15 protein-coding genes are annotated in these 16,822 nt (G+C 33.3%); 9 read left to right on the forward strand and 6 right to left on the reverse strand.

The window, feature by feature from the left end; genetic code table 11:
* Window positions 1-6 precede the first annotated feature (6 nt).
* The 7 genes from infB to BN6559_RS00700 all read left to right on the forward strand — a co-directional run bounded on the left by infB (window position 7) and on the right by BN6559_RS00700 (window position 8,064).
* Window positions 7-2,256: a translation initiation factor IF-2 gene (infB, locus tag BN6559_RS00670; RefSeq protein ID WP_110952946.1), complete on the forward strand. Its 2,250-nt coding sequence runs from the start codon at window positions 7-9 to the stop codon at window positions 2,254-2,256.
* A gap of 17 nt (window positions 2,257-2,273) precedes the next feature.
* Window positions 2,274-2,627, forward strand: a complete 354-nt coding sequence (rbfA, locus tag BN6559_RS00675; RefSeq protein ID WP_110952947.1) for a 30S ribosome-binding factor RbfA — start codon at window positions 2,274-2,276, stop codon at window positions 2,625-2,627.
* Between the two features lie 4 nt (window positions 2,628-2,631).
* Window positions 2,632-3,588 (forward strand): DHH family phosphoesterase, encoded by a 957-nt coding sequence (locus BN6559_RS00680; protein WP_110952948.1) that lies wholly within the window; start codon window positions 2,632-2,634, stop codon window positions 3,586-3,588.
* Entirely contained in the window at window positions 3,581-4,453 is an 873-nt protein-coding gene (gene truB, locus BN6559_RS00685; protein ID WP_110952949.1) for a tRNA pseudouridine(55) synthase TruB, read from the forward strand. The genes BN6559_RS00680 and truB overlap by 8 nt, the downstream gene beginning before the upstream one ends.
* Window positions 4,454-4,505: 52 nt before the next feature.
* A complete protein-coding gene (locus BN6559_RS00690) occupies window positions 4,506-5,423 on the forward strand; it encodes a bifunctional riboflavin kinase/FAD synthetase (RefSeq protein WP_110952950.1) in 918 nt (305 codons plus the stop codon).
* A gap of 135 nt (window positions 5,424-5,558) precedes the next feature.
* Window positions 5,559-5,825, forward strand: a complete 267-nt coding sequence (rpsO, locus tag BN6559_RS00695; protein WP_110952951.1) for a 30S ribosomal protein S15 — start codon at window positions 5,559-5,561, stop codon at window positions 5,823-5,825.
* 130 nt (window positions 5,826-5,955) lie between these two features.
* Window positions 5,956-8,064 (forward strand): polyribonucleotide nucleotidyltransferase, encoded by a 2,109-nt coding sequence (locus BN6559_RS00700; RefSeq protein ID WP_110952952.1) that lies wholly within the window; start codon window positions 5,956-5,958, stop codon window positions 8,062-8,064.
* Window positions 8,065-8,141: 77 nt separating this feature from the next.
* Here BN6559_RS00700 and BN6559_RS00705 read toward each other — a convergent pair whose 3' ends face one another.
* On the reverse strand, window positions 8,142-9,131 hold the full coding sequence (locus tag BN6559_RS00705; RefSeq protein WP_110952953.1) for a site-specific integrase: 990 nt from the start codon (window positions 9,129-9,131) through the stop codon (window positions 8,142-8,144).
* 299 nt (window positions 9,132-9,430) lie between these two features.
* Between BN6559_RS00705 and lexA the strand changes: the two genes are divergently transcribed.
* Window positions 9,431-10,057, forward strand: a complete 627-nt coding sequence (gene lexA, locus BN6559_RS00710) for a transcriptional repressor LexA (RefSeq protein ID WP_110952954.1) — start codon at window positions 9,431-9,433, stop codon at window positions 10,055-10,057.
* A gap of 52 nt (window positions 10,058-10,109) precedes the next feature.
* Here the strand turns inward: lexA and BN6559_RS00715 are convergent, their stop codons facing one another.
* Genes BN6559_RS00715 through BN6559_RS00725 form a run of 3 tightly spaced genes read right to left on the reverse strand, consistent with a single transcriptional unit; the run spans window position 10,110 to window position 14,230 of the window.
* Window positions 10,110-11,354, reverse strand: a complete 1,245-nt coding sequence (locus BN6559_RS00715; RefSeq protein WP_110952955.1) for a methionine gamma-lyase family protein — start codon at window positions 11,352-11,354, stop codon at window positions 10,110-10,112.
* 1 nt (window position 11,355) lies between these two features.
* Entirely contained in the window at window positions 11,356-13,176 is a 1,821-nt protein-coding gene (gene hflX, locus BN6559_RS00720) for a GTPase HflX (RefSeq protein ID WP_110952956.1), read from the reverse strand.
* Window positions 13,177-13,231: 55 nt separating this feature from the next.
* Window positions 13,232-14,230: a nucleoid-associated protein gene (locus BN6559_RS00725; protein ID WP_110952957.1), complete on the reverse strand. Its 999-nt coding sequence runs from the start codon at window positions 14,228-14,230 to the stop codon at window positions 13,232-13,234.
* A gap of 128 nt (window positions 14,231-14,358) precedes the next feature.
* Between BN6559_RS00725 and BN6559_RS00730 the strand changes: the two genes are divergently transcribed.
* Window positions 14,359-15,051, forward strand: coding sequence for a zinc ribbon domain-containing protein (locus BN6559_RS00730; RefSeq protein ID WP_110952958.1), 693 nt, complete (start codon window positions 14,359-14,361; stop codon window positions 15,049-15,051).
* 96 nt (window positions 15,052-15,147) lie between these two features.
* On the opposite strand, the gene BN6559_RS00735 is transcribed toward BN6559_RS00730, so the two are convergent.
* Together BN6559_RS00735 and BN6559_RS00740 are read right to left on the reverse strand one after the other, a co-directional pair.
* Window positions 15,148-15,708, reverse strand: a complete 561-nt coding sequence (locus BN6559_RS00735) for an N-acetylmuramoyl-L-alanine amidase family protein (RefSeq protein ID WP_199883651.1) — start codon at window positions 15,706-15,708, stop codon at window positions 15,148-15,150.
* 290 nt (window positions 15,709-15,998) lie between these two features.
* Window positions 15,999-16,706 carry a polysaccharide deacetylase family protein gene (locus tag BN6559_RS00740; protein ID WP_110952960.1) on the reverse strand — a complete coding sequence of 236 codons (708 nt, stop codon included), beginning with the start codon at window positions 16,704-16,706 and terminating at the stop codon, window positions 15,999-16,001.
* Between the last annotated feature and the right edge of the window lie 116 nt (window positions 16,707-16,822).

The raw sequence follows: 16,822 nt of genomic DNA on the forward strand, positions 1-16,822 counted from the left end.
GGATCAATGTCCAAATATAGAATATATGAGTTAGCAAAAGAATTTGATACCACAAGTAAAGTTATATTAGATATTTTAGTACGTAATAATGTTACTATAGCTAAAAATCATATGAGTAGTGTTGGTGATGCAGAAAAAGATTTAATTAAGAAAACCTTTTCGGTGAAGAAACCGACGCCAACGCCTACCGCAACCAATAATAATCACCATGCATCCAAACATGAAGGAAACAAACCAAATTCAGATAATGTTCCTAATAAAAAACAGGAAGTTGGCAATAATTCAACAATACAAAAACGTCCAACAACCTTCAAACCTAGTTCAAATACGCCACAGAATAAACCTAATAACACGGTTATAAAAGGTAATAAACCACAGCAAAATCAAAATAACCGTAATAATAAAAATACTCCATTTGGTCAAAATAAACCTAACCAAAGAAATAAAAATCAGAAAAATAGACATCATCAAAATCAAGTTAAAGGTGTTAAACCTGAAATAGAAAAACCTAAAGTTATTAAATTAGGTGGTCCTATTACTGTCAAAGAACTTTCACTTAAGATGAAACGTGAAGTTAGCGATATCATAAAAAAATTAATGATGCTAGGCATTATGGCTACAATTAATCAAGAAATTGATCTTGATACAGCAACTTTGATTGCTAGCGAATTTGATGTAACTGTGGAAGAATTACCACCTGAAGAAGATCCTACCGAAATTCCAGAAATTATTGATGATCCTTCCACATTAATAGCTCGTCCACCGGTTGTAACGGTAATGGGACATGTCGACCACGGTAAAACATCTTTACTAGATGTTATTCGTAAAACGCAAGTAACAGCAAAAGAAGCCGGCGGTATAACTCAGCATATTGGTGCTTATCAAGTAATATGTCAAAATAAAAAAATTGTATTTCTTGATACTCCAGGGCATGAAGCATTTACAGCAATGCGAGCACGTGGCGCACAAGTTACTGATATTGCTATTTTAGTTGTTGCTGCTGACGACGGAGTTATGCCGCAGACGATTGAAGCAATTAATCATGCAAAATCAGCAAATGTACCTATCATTGTTGCCATAAATAAAATGGACCGTCCTGGAGCAAATCCAGATCACGTGAAACAGCAATTGGGAGAACATGGATTGATTCCGGAAGATTGGGGCGGTGACACAATTATGGTTCCAGTCTCAGCACGTCAAAGAACTGGAATTAACGAATTACTGGAAATGATACTATTAGTTGCCGAAATGCAAGAATTAAAAGCAAACCCAAACCGAGCTGCACAAGGGATTATCATTGAAGCGCAATTAGATAAAGGACGCGGTCCAGTTGCTACTGTACTGGTTCAAACAGGTACACTTCGTGTCGGTGATTCAATTATTGCAGGTACTGCCTACGGTAAAGTACGAGCAATGGTAAATGATCGTGGTGAAAAACTTAAAAAAACAGGTCCAAGTACGCCTGTAGAAGTACTTGGGTTAGCCGATGTCCCAGAAGCTGGTGATATTTTAGCTGCACTTGATGAAAAAATGGCTCGTTCTATAGCTGAAAAGCGCATTGCCAAAAAACGTAGTGATGACTTAATGCAATCACAAAAAGTATCTTTGGATGATTTATTTCAACAAATTCAAGATGGTAATATAAAAGATTTAAATATCCTTATTAAAGCCGATGTACAAGGATCTGTTGAAGCATTAAAAAGCTCTTTATTAGCTTTGAATACAAATAAAGAAGTTCGAGTCAGTATCATACATTCTGGTGTGGGTGCTGTAAATGAATCTGATGTAATGCTAGCTACGGCTGCAAATGCCTTAATTCTTGCATTTAATGTGCGCCCTGATGCCAATGCACGGAAATTAGCGGATACAGAAAATATTGATATTAGAACTTATCGTGTTATCTATGAAGCAATTAATGATGTTGAAGCAGCTATGACAGGGATGCTTGCACCAAAATATAAAGAAGTAATACAAGGTAAAGTCGAAATAAGACAGGTTATGAGTTTCTCGAAAGCGTTAGTTGCAGGCTCATACGTCCTAGAAGGAAAAGTTACAAACAGTTCTAGTATTAGAATTATTCGTGATGGAATTGTAGTGCACGAAGGTGTTATCGAATCTTTAAGAAGATTTAAAGATGATGTGAAAGAAGTGGCTGCTGGGTATGAATGCGGCATTACGATTGATAAATATCGTGATATTAAAGAAGGCGATATTATCGAAGTTTACACTATGGAACAAATTAAATTGAGCAATTAAAGAACGGGGGAAATATCATGGGGCAACTCCGTATTGAAAAAGTTCAAGAACTTATTAAACAAGAAGTGAGTCAAATTATATTACAGGAACTAAAAGATCCTCGCATTGGATTTGTCACAGTGACACAAGTTGATGTAACTGGTGATCTACGCAGTGCTAAAATTTACGTCAGTTTAATGGGTAGTCAAGAACAAATTAAAGAATGTTGGGATGGATTGCAAAAATCTTTAGGTTACATTCGTCGTGAAATAGGAAAACGCATCCGTCTTAGATGTACACCTGAATTGTCATTTCAACTAGATAAATCTTTAGATTACAGTGTGCACATTCAAGAGTTATTAACAAAAGTTAAAGAGGATGAGGCTAAATAATGTTATGAAAATTACACTAAAGCAAGTGGCCGAACTACTAAACAAACATACTAAGTTTGTTATCACTGCGCACGTTAACCCTGATGGAGATTCATTAGGTTCTATTTTGGCTTTAGGCAGTTATCTAACAAAAATAGGCAAAGACGTTATATGTTTAATTGATGATGAACTGCCTTCAAACTTTAAATTTTTAAGTGATATCGAAATGATTCAATTTCCATCAATGACCAAAATTGACGCAGATTTACTCATTGTTTTAGATTGTAGTGATCTTGAACGAATTGGTCGTGTGAATGGATTAGCGAAAGCTCCCATTCTCAATATTGATCACCATATTTCAAACAATGAATTTGCCGATTATTTATATTTAGACAGTAATGTTTCTGCAACCGGAGAAATTATATTTGACTTACTCGACTTGATGCATGCAGATTTTGATTTAGCAATTGCAACTTCTTTATACACCGCAATTGCTACTGACTGTGGCTTTTTCAAATATTCAAATACTTCTTCAAAAACGATGAAAATTGCTGCTGAATTACTTAATTGCGGAGTTAAGCCACATGTAATTTCAGAGCAGTTAGAAAAAAAATCTTTAGAGAACATTCGCATGTTACCTAAAGTACTAGAAACTCTAGAATTATTTGCAAATAATACGATTGCTTGTATTTGCATTTCTAAAGATATACTAACTATTTGTGATAATACAGAAGGGTTTATTGATTTTCCGCGTGTGATTGATGGGGTTGACCTAGCCATTATGGTTAAATATATAGATGATTCATCTTGCAGAATTAGTATGAGATCTAAAACTGTAGATGTAAGTAAAATTGCAACTTCTTTCGGTGGTGGAGGCCATAAAAAAGCTGCTGGTTGTACACTTAATCAAACACTAGACGAGAGTAAAAAAACAATTGTTGATTCTGCCATGAAATTTATGAGTGAGTTAAATCATGTATAATGGATTTATCAATATTTTAAAACCGCCTGGAATGAGTTCACATGATGTTGTTTCTTTTATCCGTCGTACATATGGAATGAAAAAGGTTGGCCATGCAGGAACATTAGATCCTGCAGCAGCTGGAGTATTACCTATTGCGCTGGGTAAGGCAACGCGTTTAATTGAATATCTGGTAGATGCAGATAAAATGTATCGAGCTGAAGTAACGTTTGGTTATGCAACAGATACTGGTGACATTACAGGTAATATTGTAGAAGAACTTTATGATTTCGAAAAACCGACTTTAGAAACAATAAACGATGTTTTAAAATCTTTTTTAGGTGAAAATCATCAACTGCCGCCTATGTACTCTGCTATAAAAATTAATGGCGTAAAATTATATGATTTAGCTAGAAAAGGAATGTCTATTGACCGGCCCACACGAAAAATTTTTATTAAGCAAATCAATTTAATTGAACATCGCACCTCAAGTTTTTTGTTTGACGTCCAATGTTCTAAAGGAACTTATATTCGGACATTATGTTTTGATATTGGTGTAAAATTAGGACTTCCTTCTGTTATGTCTTTTTTAATTCGAACAAGAGTTGGTGATTTTCAGTTAGAAAACGCCTTTATAATTGAAGAAATTACCAAAAATCCATTGCAAGCCATTCAAACTTTGGATAGCGTCTTAAGCCATATGCCTAGGATTACTTTGCCAATAAACCTGGCACAAAAATTTATACAAGGGCAGAAGATCCTATTAGAAAATACTAAAAATGTAAATTCATTCGTACGTATATACGAAAATACCAATAACTTTATTGGTATTGGTGAATTTGACAGTTACACATCGGTATTAAAACCAACAAAAGTTATGATTTGAATCATTATATTAAATTTTTTGTAGTCTATCGTTTTAAGGAGTTAGATTACCCATGCAAATTTTTTCAAACATTTCCGATTTAACTAAAAACTATTCTAATATTGTAGTAGCATTAGGAACTTTCGATGGTGTACATATTGGTCATCAAAGTATTATAAAAAAAGCAATTAAATTAGCTAAAGAAATTGATGGAACTAGTGCTGTTTTTACATTTAGTAATCATCCATTGGAAATTATTTGTCCTTCTAAATGCCCACTAACAATAGGAGATAATTATGATAAAGAACTATGGATGCGTGAATTAGGAGTTGACATTCTAGTAGATATTCCGTTTACAGCAAATTTTTTAAAATTATCGCCTATAGATTTCTTAACACTTTTAAAGACAAATTTAAATCCAAAATACATTGTTGTAGGACCGAATTATTCTTTTGGTTATAAGGGGCAGGGAAATTCTAAACTTTTAATAGAGCTAGGAAAAAATTTTGGATTTAAAGCTGAAATTCAACCTGAAGTTTATATCGAAAATAAATTAGTAAGCAGCACATTAATTCGAAGCTTAATAGTAAAAGGTGATATCGCTTCTGCTAATAAACTTTTAGGGAAAAGATTCAAATTAGGTGGTCAAGTTATCCAAGGAGATCAACGTGGCAGAGAGCTCGGTTTTCCTACAGCAAATATGGAGATCAAAAAGGGACGTGTCATTCCATCAAATGGCGTTTATGCTGTGGATGTTATTTTTAAAAATAAACTTTATCATGCAATTGCAAATATTGGAACCAATCCGACGTTTAATGGATCAGTCCGTCATATTGAAGTCCACATATTAGATTTCAATATGAATATTTATGATGAAATCATTGAAATTCAATTTATAAAAAAAATACGAAATGAAAAACAATTTGAAAGTAAAAACAAACTAATTAGCCAAATAAAACTTGATATACAAGCAGCTTTTAAGAATTTTTAGTTTACTTTTTCAATAGATTGTATTATAATAGTAAAAGTGTTAATTTTGTTATGACACTTAACCCATAGCTAGGAGTTGCGATTCTCCGACGATTTCTTGGCTAATGGTGATTTAAATACTAGGAGGAACTTTTTTATGCTAACAGCTGAACAAAAACAACAAGTAATTGAACAATATCGTGTACACGAGGGTGATACTGGATCACCAGAGGTACAAATTGCAATTTTAACTGCGCGTATTGTTTATTTGACGGAACACTTAAAAGAACACAAGAAAGATCATCATTCACGTCGTGGTCTTTTGAAAATGGTTGGACATCGTAGAAGATTGTTAAATTATCTTCATACAAACGATATCGAACGTTATCGTACAATCATTGCAAAATTAAATCTTCGTAAATAGTAAAGAAAGCGGGAAAATTCCCGCTTTCTTATTTATTTTTGGTTAATTTAATTTAAAAAAGGGAATCATAAAAAAAATGTCGAAGATAAATCAAGATGAATAATAGATGGATAATTTAGGAGGAGAATATATGCATAGTTTTGAGATGCAATTGGGTGGTAGAAAATTAATCATTGAATCAGGAAAGATGGCCAAACAGGCAAATGGGGCTGTTCTTGTGCGTTATGGAGATACTGCTGTTTTAGTAACAGCAACAGCTTCTGCCGAACCTAGAGAAGGTGTAGATTTTTTCCCATTGACAGTAGATTATGAGGAAAAATTATATGCTGTTGGAAAAATTCCCGGCGGCTTTATAAAAAGAGAAGGACGTCCAAGTGAATCTTCTATTTTAGCAAGTCGTTTAATCGATAGACCAATTCGTCCATTATTTGCTGATGGATTTAGAAATGATGTTCAAATTGTTGCAACAGTAATGTCCGTTGATCAAGATAATGCACCGGACGTTTCCGCTATGATCGGTGCTTCTTGCGCTTTATGTATTTCAGACATTCCCTTTAACGGGCCAATTGCAGGTGTTAAAGTTGGAATGGTAAATGGCAATTTCATAATAAATCCAACAGTAGAACAACAAGCACAAAGCGAGCTAAATTTAATTGTCGCAGGTTCCCATGATGCAGTTATGATGGTAGAAGCCGGTGCGAATGAATTATCTGAAGAAGTAATGTTAGAAGCAATTATGTTTGGTCATAAAGCAATTCGCGAAGTCGTTGAATTCCAACAAAAAATACGAAATGAAATTGGTAGAGAAAAAAGGTCTGTTAAGTTATTTGAAGTTCCAGAAGAAATTAATACTTTAGTAAGAGACTATGCAGCTCAGAAATTAAATGAAGCTGTTAGAAATTCAGATAAATTGTCACGTGAAGCAAATATTACCGATATTAAAAATGAAACATTAGAACATTTTATTGAACAATATCCAGATGATACAAAATACATTCAATATGTCTTACAAAAAATTGTTAAAGAAAGTGTTCGTAAGATGATAACGGTTGAAAAAATCCGTCCTGATGGCCGTGAAATTGAAGAAGTTCGCCCAATTAGCTGTGAAGTTGGTCTATTAGCTCGTACGCACGGTTCTGGTTTATTTACTCGTGGACAAACACAAGTATTTACAATTACTACATTAGGTGCTCTTGGTGATGAACAAGTTATTGATGGGCTAGGAGTAGAAGAATCAAAACGTTATATGCATCATTATAATTTTCCTGCATATAGTGTAGGTGAAACAAAACCATCCCGTGGACCTGGTCGCCGTGAAATTGGTCATGGAGCATTAGCTGAACGTGCATTAGTTCCTGTTATTCCTAATATAAATGATTTTCCTTATACGATCCGATTAGTTTCAGAAGTTTTAGAATCTAATGGTTCTAGTTCAATGGGTAGTGTTTGTGGCAGTACCTTATCGTTAATGAATGCAGGTGTTCCAATAGAACGACCTGTCTCTGGCGTTGCTATGGGATTAGTTAAAGACGGAGAAAATTATACAATTTTAACTGATATTCAAGGAATGGAAGACGCATTAGGAGATATGGATTTTAAAGTAGCTGGAACGACAGAAGGTATCACAGCCATTCAAATGGATATTAAAATTGCTGGTTTGACCAAAGAAATTTTAGCAACTGCACTCGCGCAGGCAAAACGTGGACGTTCTCATATTTTAAATAAAATGCTCGAAGTAATTTCAGAACCTAATAAAGAGCTTTCCGCATACGCACCACGTATTATCACAATGCAAATTAACCCAGATAAAATTCGCGACGTGATCGGACCTGGTGGAAAAACAATTAAAAAAATTATCGATGAGACAGGCGTAAGTATTGATATTGAAGATAACGGTAAGGTATTTATCTCAGCAGTAGATATCATGAGTGGTCAAAACGCCATTGAAATTATTGAAAATATAGTTCGAGAAGTCGAAGTCGGTGGAATATATGATGGTAAAGTAACCCGAATTATGAATTTTGGTGCTTTCGTAGAAGTCCTACCTGGTAAAGAGGGACTCGTACACATTTCACAACTGGCAAATGAAAGAGTTGAGAAGGTAGAAGATGTCGTGAAGGTCGGCGATTCCTTAAAAGTTAAAGTAACCGAAATTGATCGACAAGGTCGTGTAAACTTATCACATAAGGTACTTATTGAAAAAGAAGATAGTTCTTCTAAAACGACAACTGAACAATAAAAAAAATAAAAAGTCTTATAAACTTAATGTTTGCAAGGCTTTTTATTTTTTGTCTTCTTTAATTTAACTGATATAGGCTAAATCATTTTATTCAAAGGATTGTTTTTAAATAAATTACCTTGTTCAATATATCTACGAACCATTTTTTCTGATTTATGACGCGTTTGCTGCATAATAGAACGTTCATCAACATCATGCTGCGCCGCACTCGTAGCAAAACCACGTCTTAGACTATGCCCAGCAAAATTTGCTGCATTAAGACCCGCCAAAGAAACATATTTTTTCACAACTAGAGCAACTGATTGGTCAGTAAGCCTTCGGCTTCTAATTTGTTTATATTTATTCAATGGTCGAAATAATGGGCCAGAAGTTAATTGGGCATTATGTATCCAAGCTTTTAAAGCAGTCACTGCGCATATGGATGAATTTGAGCTATATGGTATAGCGACTTGTGCACCTTGACCTTCCTGATCTCCTTTAGAATGTTCCACAAGAATCAATACGCCATTTTTTGTGAAATTCAAATCTTCAACATCTATTTGTACCAATTCCGAACGACGAAAAGCCCCCATAAAGCCAACTAATAATAAAGCCTTATCTCGAATTGCTGCGATATCAGCTGGATCACTACTAAAACAAGCAACAATCTGCTGTAAATCTTCTAATAGTATAGGGGTTTTACCTCGCTGCATAGTACCTTTTTCGCGTTTTATAGCATCTAAAGCATTTCGGACAAGGCCATCACGACATGGGTTAGTATCGATATAACCTGCGACTTTATGGTTTTCTGAAATCGCGGTTAAACGTCTTGATACAGTATTGGCTTTAGCATGATCAGCTAAATCATTCATATAGTTTACGATAGTTTCTGGTTCAGCAGGTAATGGTTGTAAATTACGATGTATACACCAATCATAAAAATCCAACCAATCGGATTCATAAGCACGAAGTGTATTATCTGCTTTAGATTTTTGCAATCGTAATTTACTTTTCATAGAAAGCTTTTTATTATTTTGAATAAAATTATTATTCCTCAAAAGAAAAAAATTCGTATTATTATGACTCATAAAAACTATCTCCTTACTAAAAAATCGACTCAACTATTGATAACTATAAATTATCAATAGTTATAATTGAACTAATTTTACAAGCTTATATACATTTAAACTATTGGATAATTCCTACACAATTTATACTATACTACATTTAATTACAACTTTCAAAACAATTCTATTATTTATTATATTATACTAGCTAAATTCTCATGATATATGATATTAGAACGAATGTTTGAAATAGTTGTGAATTATTGATATAATGAACTAATGTTAAACAGGGAATTTAATCTAGGAGCGTGTATAAATGAATGAACGATAAAGAAACAGTACTAAATAAACGACAACAAGAAATTTTTTCTTTCATTAAAGAATCTTTAATAAATAATGGCTATCCCCCTTCTGTTCGAGAAATTGGGAAAGCTGTTGGATTAAAATCAAGTTCTACCGTTCATAGTCATTTAGCAAAATTAGAAGAATACGGTTTAATTCGACGAGATCCAACAAAACCAAGAGCAATTGATTTACTTGATGAAAAACCTTGGATACAAAAAAGTATGTTATCAATTCCACTTGTGGGGTGCGTAACCGCAGGTACTCCAATATTGGCCACCGAAAATATAGAAGAAGTATATCCTTTTCCTGCCGAATTATTAGGAACACATGATCATGTTTTTATGTTATCAGTTGATGGAAATAGCATGATTAATGCTGGAATATTTGATGGGGATTACATTATGGTACGTGAACAGAATACCGCTTATAATAATGATATTGTAGTTGCTTTAATTAACGATGAAACTGCAACCGTAAAAAGATTTTTTAAAGAAACAGATATCATTCGCTTACAACCAGAAAATGACACGATGGAACCAATTTATGAAAAAAATGTTGCCATTCTAGGAAAAGTTATTGGTGTATTCCGACACATTAGGTAAATAAAAAGCAATCATTCTTAAATGAGAATGATTGCTTTTTATTTATAAGGAATTAACTTAGCTCTTCAATTGCTTGTGCAGCTCCCATGATACCAATTATATTATGCTCAAATATAAGTCCACCTTGCAAATATACAATATAAGGTTCACGAATTGGACCATCAGCACTCAATTCAATGGAAGCCCCTTGTACAAAAGTTCCTGCGGCCATAATAACTTGGTCTTTGTATCCAGGCATATCCCATGGCTCTGGCTGCACATGAGAATCTACCGGTGAATATTTTTGTATTCCCTGACAAAAAGCAACCATTTTTTCTTTGCTGCCAAGTTGAATCGCTTGAATTAAATCACTTCTTAAATCTTTAGAATCAGGTAATGTATGATATCCCAATTTAGAAAAGAAAACTGAAGCAAAGACAGCCCCTTTCAAAGCTTGTGCAACAACATGAGGTGCCATAAATAATCCTTGATATAGTAGACGGTTATTTACTAAGGAAGCACCCAATTCACTTCCTATCCCCGGTGCAGTTAAACGACAAGCGGCTAAATCAACAAGTTCTGCTTTACCTGCAATATAACCACCTGTTGGCGCAATTCCCCCACCAGGATTTTTAATCAATGAACCTGCAACAATATCAGCCCCCGCTGCAGTAGGCTCTAATGTATCAACAAACTCACCATAACAATTATCAACAAAACAGATGCAATCTTTCTTTATAGTTTTTATCATTTCACAAATTTGTTTAATCTCATCAATTGTTAAAGGCGCACGCATACTGTACCCTCTAGAACGTTGAATCAATACCATTTTTGTATTCGCTTTAATCGAATTTTTAATTTTTTCTAAATCAACTTTTCCATTTACCATTGCAACTTCGTTATAATCTACACCAAATTCTTTTAAAGATCCACTCGTTTCGTTATGATAGCCGATTACCGTTTGCATGGTATCATAAGGGGTTCCAGTAACGGATAATAATTCATCTCCCGGTCTGAGAATCCCAAATAATACAGTGGCTAACGCATGCGTACCAGAAACAAATTGTGTTCTGACCAACGCTTTCTCTGCTCCAAAAATATCGGCCCAAAGAGCTTCTAAATTCTCCCTTCCAATATCATTATATGCATATCCAGACGTTACATTAAAATGATAGTCTGCGATTTTATGCTTACGCATGCAATTTAATATTTTAAATGTATTTTTTTCTGCAATTTGATCTATTCGAGTGAATAGAGTCCTACATTCTTCTAATGCTAAAGTTTTAGTTGTTATTATTTTTTTTGAAAACGGATACATGTTACAAATTCTCTCCCATTATAAATTTCTTATATCTGCTTGCTTCTTCTACAGGAATAGAAGCTTTCATAAAAGTACCTGTATCACGATATTCAGTGAATTTTACATCTGCAATATTATGAATAGAAGATACAGTAGCACTATCTTCGTATGGAATTAACAATTCTACATCTATATTTTTCTCGGCAATAAAATCTTCAATTTTTTTTAATAAAAACTCTATGCCTATTTTTTGTTTTGCAGAGATTCCGATACTATTCGGTAAGCATAACTGATGATTTAAAATTTCCTGGTCTATCTTATCTATTTTATTTAATACAGTAAGGATTGGTTTATCATCTGCCTTAAGCTCTTTTAATACAGCTAGAACAGCATCCATCTGCTGTATAGCATTTGGATGACTCGCATCTACGACATGCAGCAATAAATCCGCTGTTTTTACTTCTTCTAAAGTTGCTCGAAATGCTAACACTAATTGATGCGGTAATTTTTGAATAAATCCTACTGTATCTGTCATAAGCGCTTCTTTATGATTCGTTAATAAAACTTTTCTTGTAGTCGGATCTAAAGTAGCAAAAAGTTTATCTTCCGCCAATACGCCCGCTGCAGTTAAGACATTTAGTAACGTAGATTTACCTGCATTTGTATAACCAACTAGGGCAACCGTCGGAATACTTGAAGCGATACGACTTTCTCGATGTAAATTCCGTTGTTTTTTAATTACTTCAATTTGCTTTTCTATATCATTAATTCGAGAACGAATTCTACGTTTATCTACTTCTAGCTTTGTTTCCCCCGGTCCTCTTGTCCCGATCCCGCCACCCAAGCGAGATAAAATTAACCCTTGACCGCCTATTCTAGGTAAATTATATCGAAGCTGTGCAAGTTCTACTTGTAATTTACCTTCATGAGAACGTGCTCTTTGTGCGAAAATATCTAAAATAAGTGAAGTTCTATCCAACACTTTAATGCCTAATAGTTGTTCGATATTGCGCTGTTGGGACGGTGATAATTCATCATCCAAAATAAGCAGATTTGCATTAGATTCCTGAATCAATAATGATATCTCTTGCATTTTTCCTTTTCCAAAAAACAAAGCACTATCCGGACAATCGCGTTTTTGCGTAACATAAGAAATAACTTCAGCACCAGCAGTTTCCGCTAATTGCTTTAATTCCTCTAAAGAATCTGTGATATTCCAGCCAAATGTATGTTGAGAAAGTTCTAACCCTGCTAAGATAGCACGTTCATTTTCAACGAGCGTTATCATCGTATGATCGCTATCACTTAATCGCTTATCTACAATCGTGAGTAAATACGATAAATTTAGTTTTGTAATTTCTTCAATCGTTGCAGGACCAATTTCCTCAACTACGAGTTGATCTCCTTCATTATACTCGCCAGTTAAAAATGCAAAATTTGCCGCTCGTTCATCTTCTCGTTGTGTTTCTTTCACCCCTATCGCAATCATCATATCAAAACGCATTCTACGCAAAGCTGAAAAATCTGGTGCACTGAGCGTACTATCTCCATTTGGATGGGTATGCACACAACGAATCCCACTTAACCTTTGATTTGACTTTCTGCCTTCTACCTCTGGCAATTTAATTGTCTGCATGTCTCCTATAGCCACTTGCACAATCTTACCGCGCCGATTTAAATATACTGCAATTTCTCTTTTTATCTGCACTGTTAACGCAAACATACGATTAGCTAAATCCTTCGTAATCACTTGGCCAATTGGAACCTCAATTTCATAGAGAGCTTCCAGATCATTCACTACACTCTTACGCAATCCACTCGTTTCTCCATAAATATCCATAGACCTGCACCCTCCATATCCTAGAAAATTGTCATACATCAAAAACACTACACCACTATTTATTTATTAACTTGCCAATGTTTTTTAAACTAATCGATAAAGTCCCATCGGGATTATTTATAAATTCAACATAATCTTTATTTTGAAAGTAATCAATTGGAATATTGATTTCTATCCCCGTATCTGTTTTCAATTTGTGGCTTTTTGTCTTCCTTAATACAAAATCTCGGTCAATTTTTACGGTATCCGCTAACCCCGCATTTTTAATTTCATTCAAATACTCTTCTTGCATGATCGGTGAATGATCAAATATCTTCTTACCTAAATTTACAGGTTCAAGATATTCAGAAGTTTGTGTATTCTCCGCAATAAAAGTTTTCGCTTTTGTAATAACTGCAATACTATCTTGCCCATGATTTTCTGCAATCTTTTGGGCAATGGAATTTACGGTTTCCATTGTTTTTTTGGGAGAAGCCTTAAAACTGCATTCTAGAACACCGTCAGCAAGAAGATTCGTTTCCTCTCCTTCTATTGATACTTTTTTGTCAATAAATTTTATTGTTTGCGATATTGTATCAATAAATACACATTCATCTATTTTTTGGGTTAAACTAGGCATGATCGCAAAATTATGAATGATATCATTTTTTATGCCTTCTTCAGTCTGAATCACTTGATGTATAAAACCCATTCTATTATTGCACTTAAATAAAGCAAGTATCCTTTCATCATCAATACTTATTTCACAAATTAATATATCAACAGATTCCAATTTATCAGACTTTGCAATTACATTGTACATACTATCAGCAACAAAACGTGAAAAACTAATAAAATCTAAGTCTTTATTAAGATATAACGTAAATTGGGTTTTAAAAACACTATCCTCATAAAAACTACCTAATTTTAAATTTTGATCATAATAGGATTTTTCAATATGCTTTAACAAAAAAGTCTCTACACTGTTTTCTACTACTAATTCTTTATCTGAAAATACCGTTACGCCGGAATTAAAATCTAAAATATGTAAAATTGCTTTATTTATAATAATCAACAATACTCACCTTATCCTTTATGTTTATTTAATTATAATATAACAAAGGATGCAGTTATAGCAAATATTTAGTATAATATAAAATAGTTTATTTCATAATTTTAAGCAAATTGAGGTTGATAAAGACAATGAAATGTAAATACTGCGGAACAAACTTAGCCAAAAACGCCGAATATTGTACTTATTGTGGACGCTTTTTAGGCGATGCCAAAAGTATAGAAAAACAAACTGCTAAAAAAAGAAGAATCTGGATAGGTGTTGGCATCGTCATAGTTGCTATTATCTTCGTATTCACGACTTTCGGAGGAAACTTTTTATCGCAAAAGGTAATGAATGAAAATTTACAACAACAAGCACTTCATAAGACCCCTACTTTAGGAATGACATTAGAAAAATTTAAAGATAAGTATAACAACAATAATTATGCAAAAAAAATTGGTGTAACAATTGCACAACCACAAATAAAGAGTGGAACAATAGAAAATACATTTGAATATCTGATCTCCGATAAAGTATTACTCACAGGCGTAATGAATAAAACTGATAATAAGTTGACAAATATTACAGTCGTAGGCCAGCCTAGTGATTCTCAAGAAGATAACACAAAATTCATCGGAACCCTGGGTATTATTATCGACACATATAGTCCTGATGTTCCCGTAAATCAGCGTGGAGAAATTTTAAAAGAACTTGGTTTTCGTGATGATGTTGATCTTTCTAAAGCAAACAATATAGCCATTCGTGGAAATGTCCAATATAGTTTTAAATTTATTGAAAAAACAGGTTTTGTGTTTTCTGTTACAACTGCCAATCAGCCATAATTTTAAATAAAAAAACATCTTAACTGCTAAAGCACAGTTAAGATGTTTTTTTTAAGAAATCACAGCTATCAAACCATCCAACAAATTGATATATTATTAATCAAAATAATCTATCAATCCATTTGCAATTCCACTTGCTAAATCATCTCTATACGCATCGCTATTTAATTTAATAGCTTCTTTTTTATTTGTAATAAATCCCATTTCGACTAAAACTGCTGGGATTTCATTATTACGTAACACATAGAAATTTTCTTTTTCTATCCCCTTATCTGCAGCATTTGTATGATCTATTAAACTTTTTTGAATATCATCTGCTAATTTTTTTGATGTATCATTACTATAAAAAGTCATAGCTCCAGCAATATCTACATTGGGGTTAGAATTCGTATGCAGACTGACAAAAACATCTGCATTCTGTGCATTTGCAATATCTATTCTGGCTTGTAATTCTTCCTTCAATGCCAAACCTTCTTTGGCAACGGATTGATCTGTTTCTCTGGTCATGATAACTTCTGCCCCATAATTCTCCAACAATTCTTTTACCTTCAGGCTCACAGCAAGATTATTATCTGACTCACGCATCCCATATTTAACCGCGCCGGGATTTGTTCCGCCATGTCCAGGATCAATTACGATTTTCTTACCTTTTAACACTTGCTCACTTGACTGTTCATCTGTACTAAAAAAAGAAGGTTTTAATATTTTATCTTTTAAATATATTAAAACTTCATTTTGTATAGTATATTTTATTTCATTTAAGCTGTTTGGAGTAGCCGCAAATGTTAGAGAATTAACAAGAAACATATTTAACAAAATTGTAAAAACAACGATCTTTTTAATAATATCAAGTACCTACTTTCTAGGATCAATTAAATTTAACCCAAATTCAAACATATATACATTCTACATATTATTCAATCAAATTTCAATGTTAATTATTTCTATTACTTATAATTAAGTATATCAGAAACAGTTGTTACAGTATATCCTTTTTCGCGTAATTCTTTTAATAAATCAGGTAACGCCTTCTTTGTGGGTTCAGTAGGATGCATTAATACGATAGCTCCATTTTGTGCTTTTTTCATTACTCTAGATTTAATGATTTCTGCCGGTGGCCGTTTCCAATCAATTGTATCTATACTCCACATAATCATATTGTAATTTAGTTCTTTTGCAGCAACTAAAACAGTATCATTATATTCGCCATACGGAGGTGCATATAACACTGTTTTAACACCTGTTATTTCTTGTATAACATTTTCAGCCTTTAGAATTTGTTCTTTATTTTTATCCTTAGAAAGCGTATTAGGATGTGGATGATTGTAAGAATGATTGGCGACTTCATGCCCTTTTTCCACTATTTTTTTTAGAAGTTCAGGATGATCTTTTGCCCAAGTTCCCCCAATAAAAAAAGTAATATGTACGTTGTTATCTTCTAATATGCTTAACATATCTGGTAAAAATTCTTCTCCCCAAAAGACATTACAAGTCAGAGCAATTTTATTTTGGCTTTGATCTCCATAAAAAATTGGTTCATTTTTTTGATCTTCAATAAGATTACTGTAAAGATTATTTACTAAGAATAAACTTCCAAACAGTAAACAACTTGTAATTAAGTAACGATATATTTTAGACAAGACTATAATTTGCATTACAATTCCTTCTTTCATAGTTCATTATTATATATTTATTAGACAAAACATATTTCATGTATGACTTCTACCAAGTAGTTTTATAGATTTTTTTATTTTAGATATTTTAAAAGAAA

The organism is Massilibacillus massiliensis (assembly GCF_900086705.1).
In the GTDB taxonomy this organism is placed as follows: domain Bacteria; phylum Bacillota; class Negativicutes; order FLKF01; family FLKF01; genus Massilibacillus; species Massilibacillus massiliensis.

Bases quoted from the DNA above. Each gene is read 5' to 3' on its own strand.
- infB (WP_110952946.1), top strand. From the start codon at position 7: ATGTCCAAATATAGAATATATGAGTTAGCAAAAGAATTTGATACCACA.
- rbfA (WP_110952947.1), top strand. From the start codon at position 2,274: ATGGGGCAACTCCGTATTGAAAAAGTTCAAGAACTTATTAAACAAGAA.
- BN6559_RS00680 (WP_110952948.1), top strand. From the start codon at position 2,632: ATGAAAATTACACTAAAGCAAGTGGCCGAACTACTAAACAAACATACT.
- truB (WP_110952949.1), top strand. From the start codon at position 3,581: ATGTATAATGGATTTATCAATATTTTAAAACCGCCTGGAATGAGTTCA.
- BN6559_RS00690 (WP_110952950.1), top strand. From the start codon at position 4,506: ATGCAAATTTTTTCAAACATTTCCGATTTAACTAAAAACTATTCTAAT.
- rpsO (WP_110952951.1), top strand. From the start codon at position 5,559: ATGCTAACAGCTGAACAAAAACAACAAGTAATTGAACAATATCGTGTA.
- BN6559_RS00700 (WP_110952952.1), top strand. From the start codon at position 5,956: ATGCATAGTTTTGAGATGCAATTGGGTGGTAGAAAATTAATCATTGAA.
- BN6559_RS00705 (WP_110952953.1), bottom strand. From the start codon at position 9,131: ATGAGTCATAATAATACGAATTTTTTTCTTTTGAGGAATAATAATTTT.
- lexA (WP_110952954.1), top strand. From the start codon at position 9,431: ATGAACGATAAAGAAACAGTACTAAATAAACGACAACAAGAAATTTTT.
- BN6559_RS00715 (WP_110952955.1), bottom strand. From the start codon at position 11,354: ATGTATCCGTTTTCAAAAAAAATAATAACAACTAAAACTTTAGCATTA.
- hflX (WP_110952956.1), bottom strand. From the start codon at position 13,176: ATGGATATTTATGGAGAAACGAGTGGATTGCGTAAGAGTGTAGTGAAT.
- BN6559_RS00730 (WP_110952958.1), top strand. From the start codon at position 14,359: ATGAAATGTAAATACTGCGGAACAAACTTAGCCAAAAACGCCGAATAT.
- BN6559_RS00740 (WP_110952960.1), bottom strand. From the start codon at position 16,706: ATGCAAATTATAGTCTTGTCTAAAATATATCGTTACTTAATTACAAGT.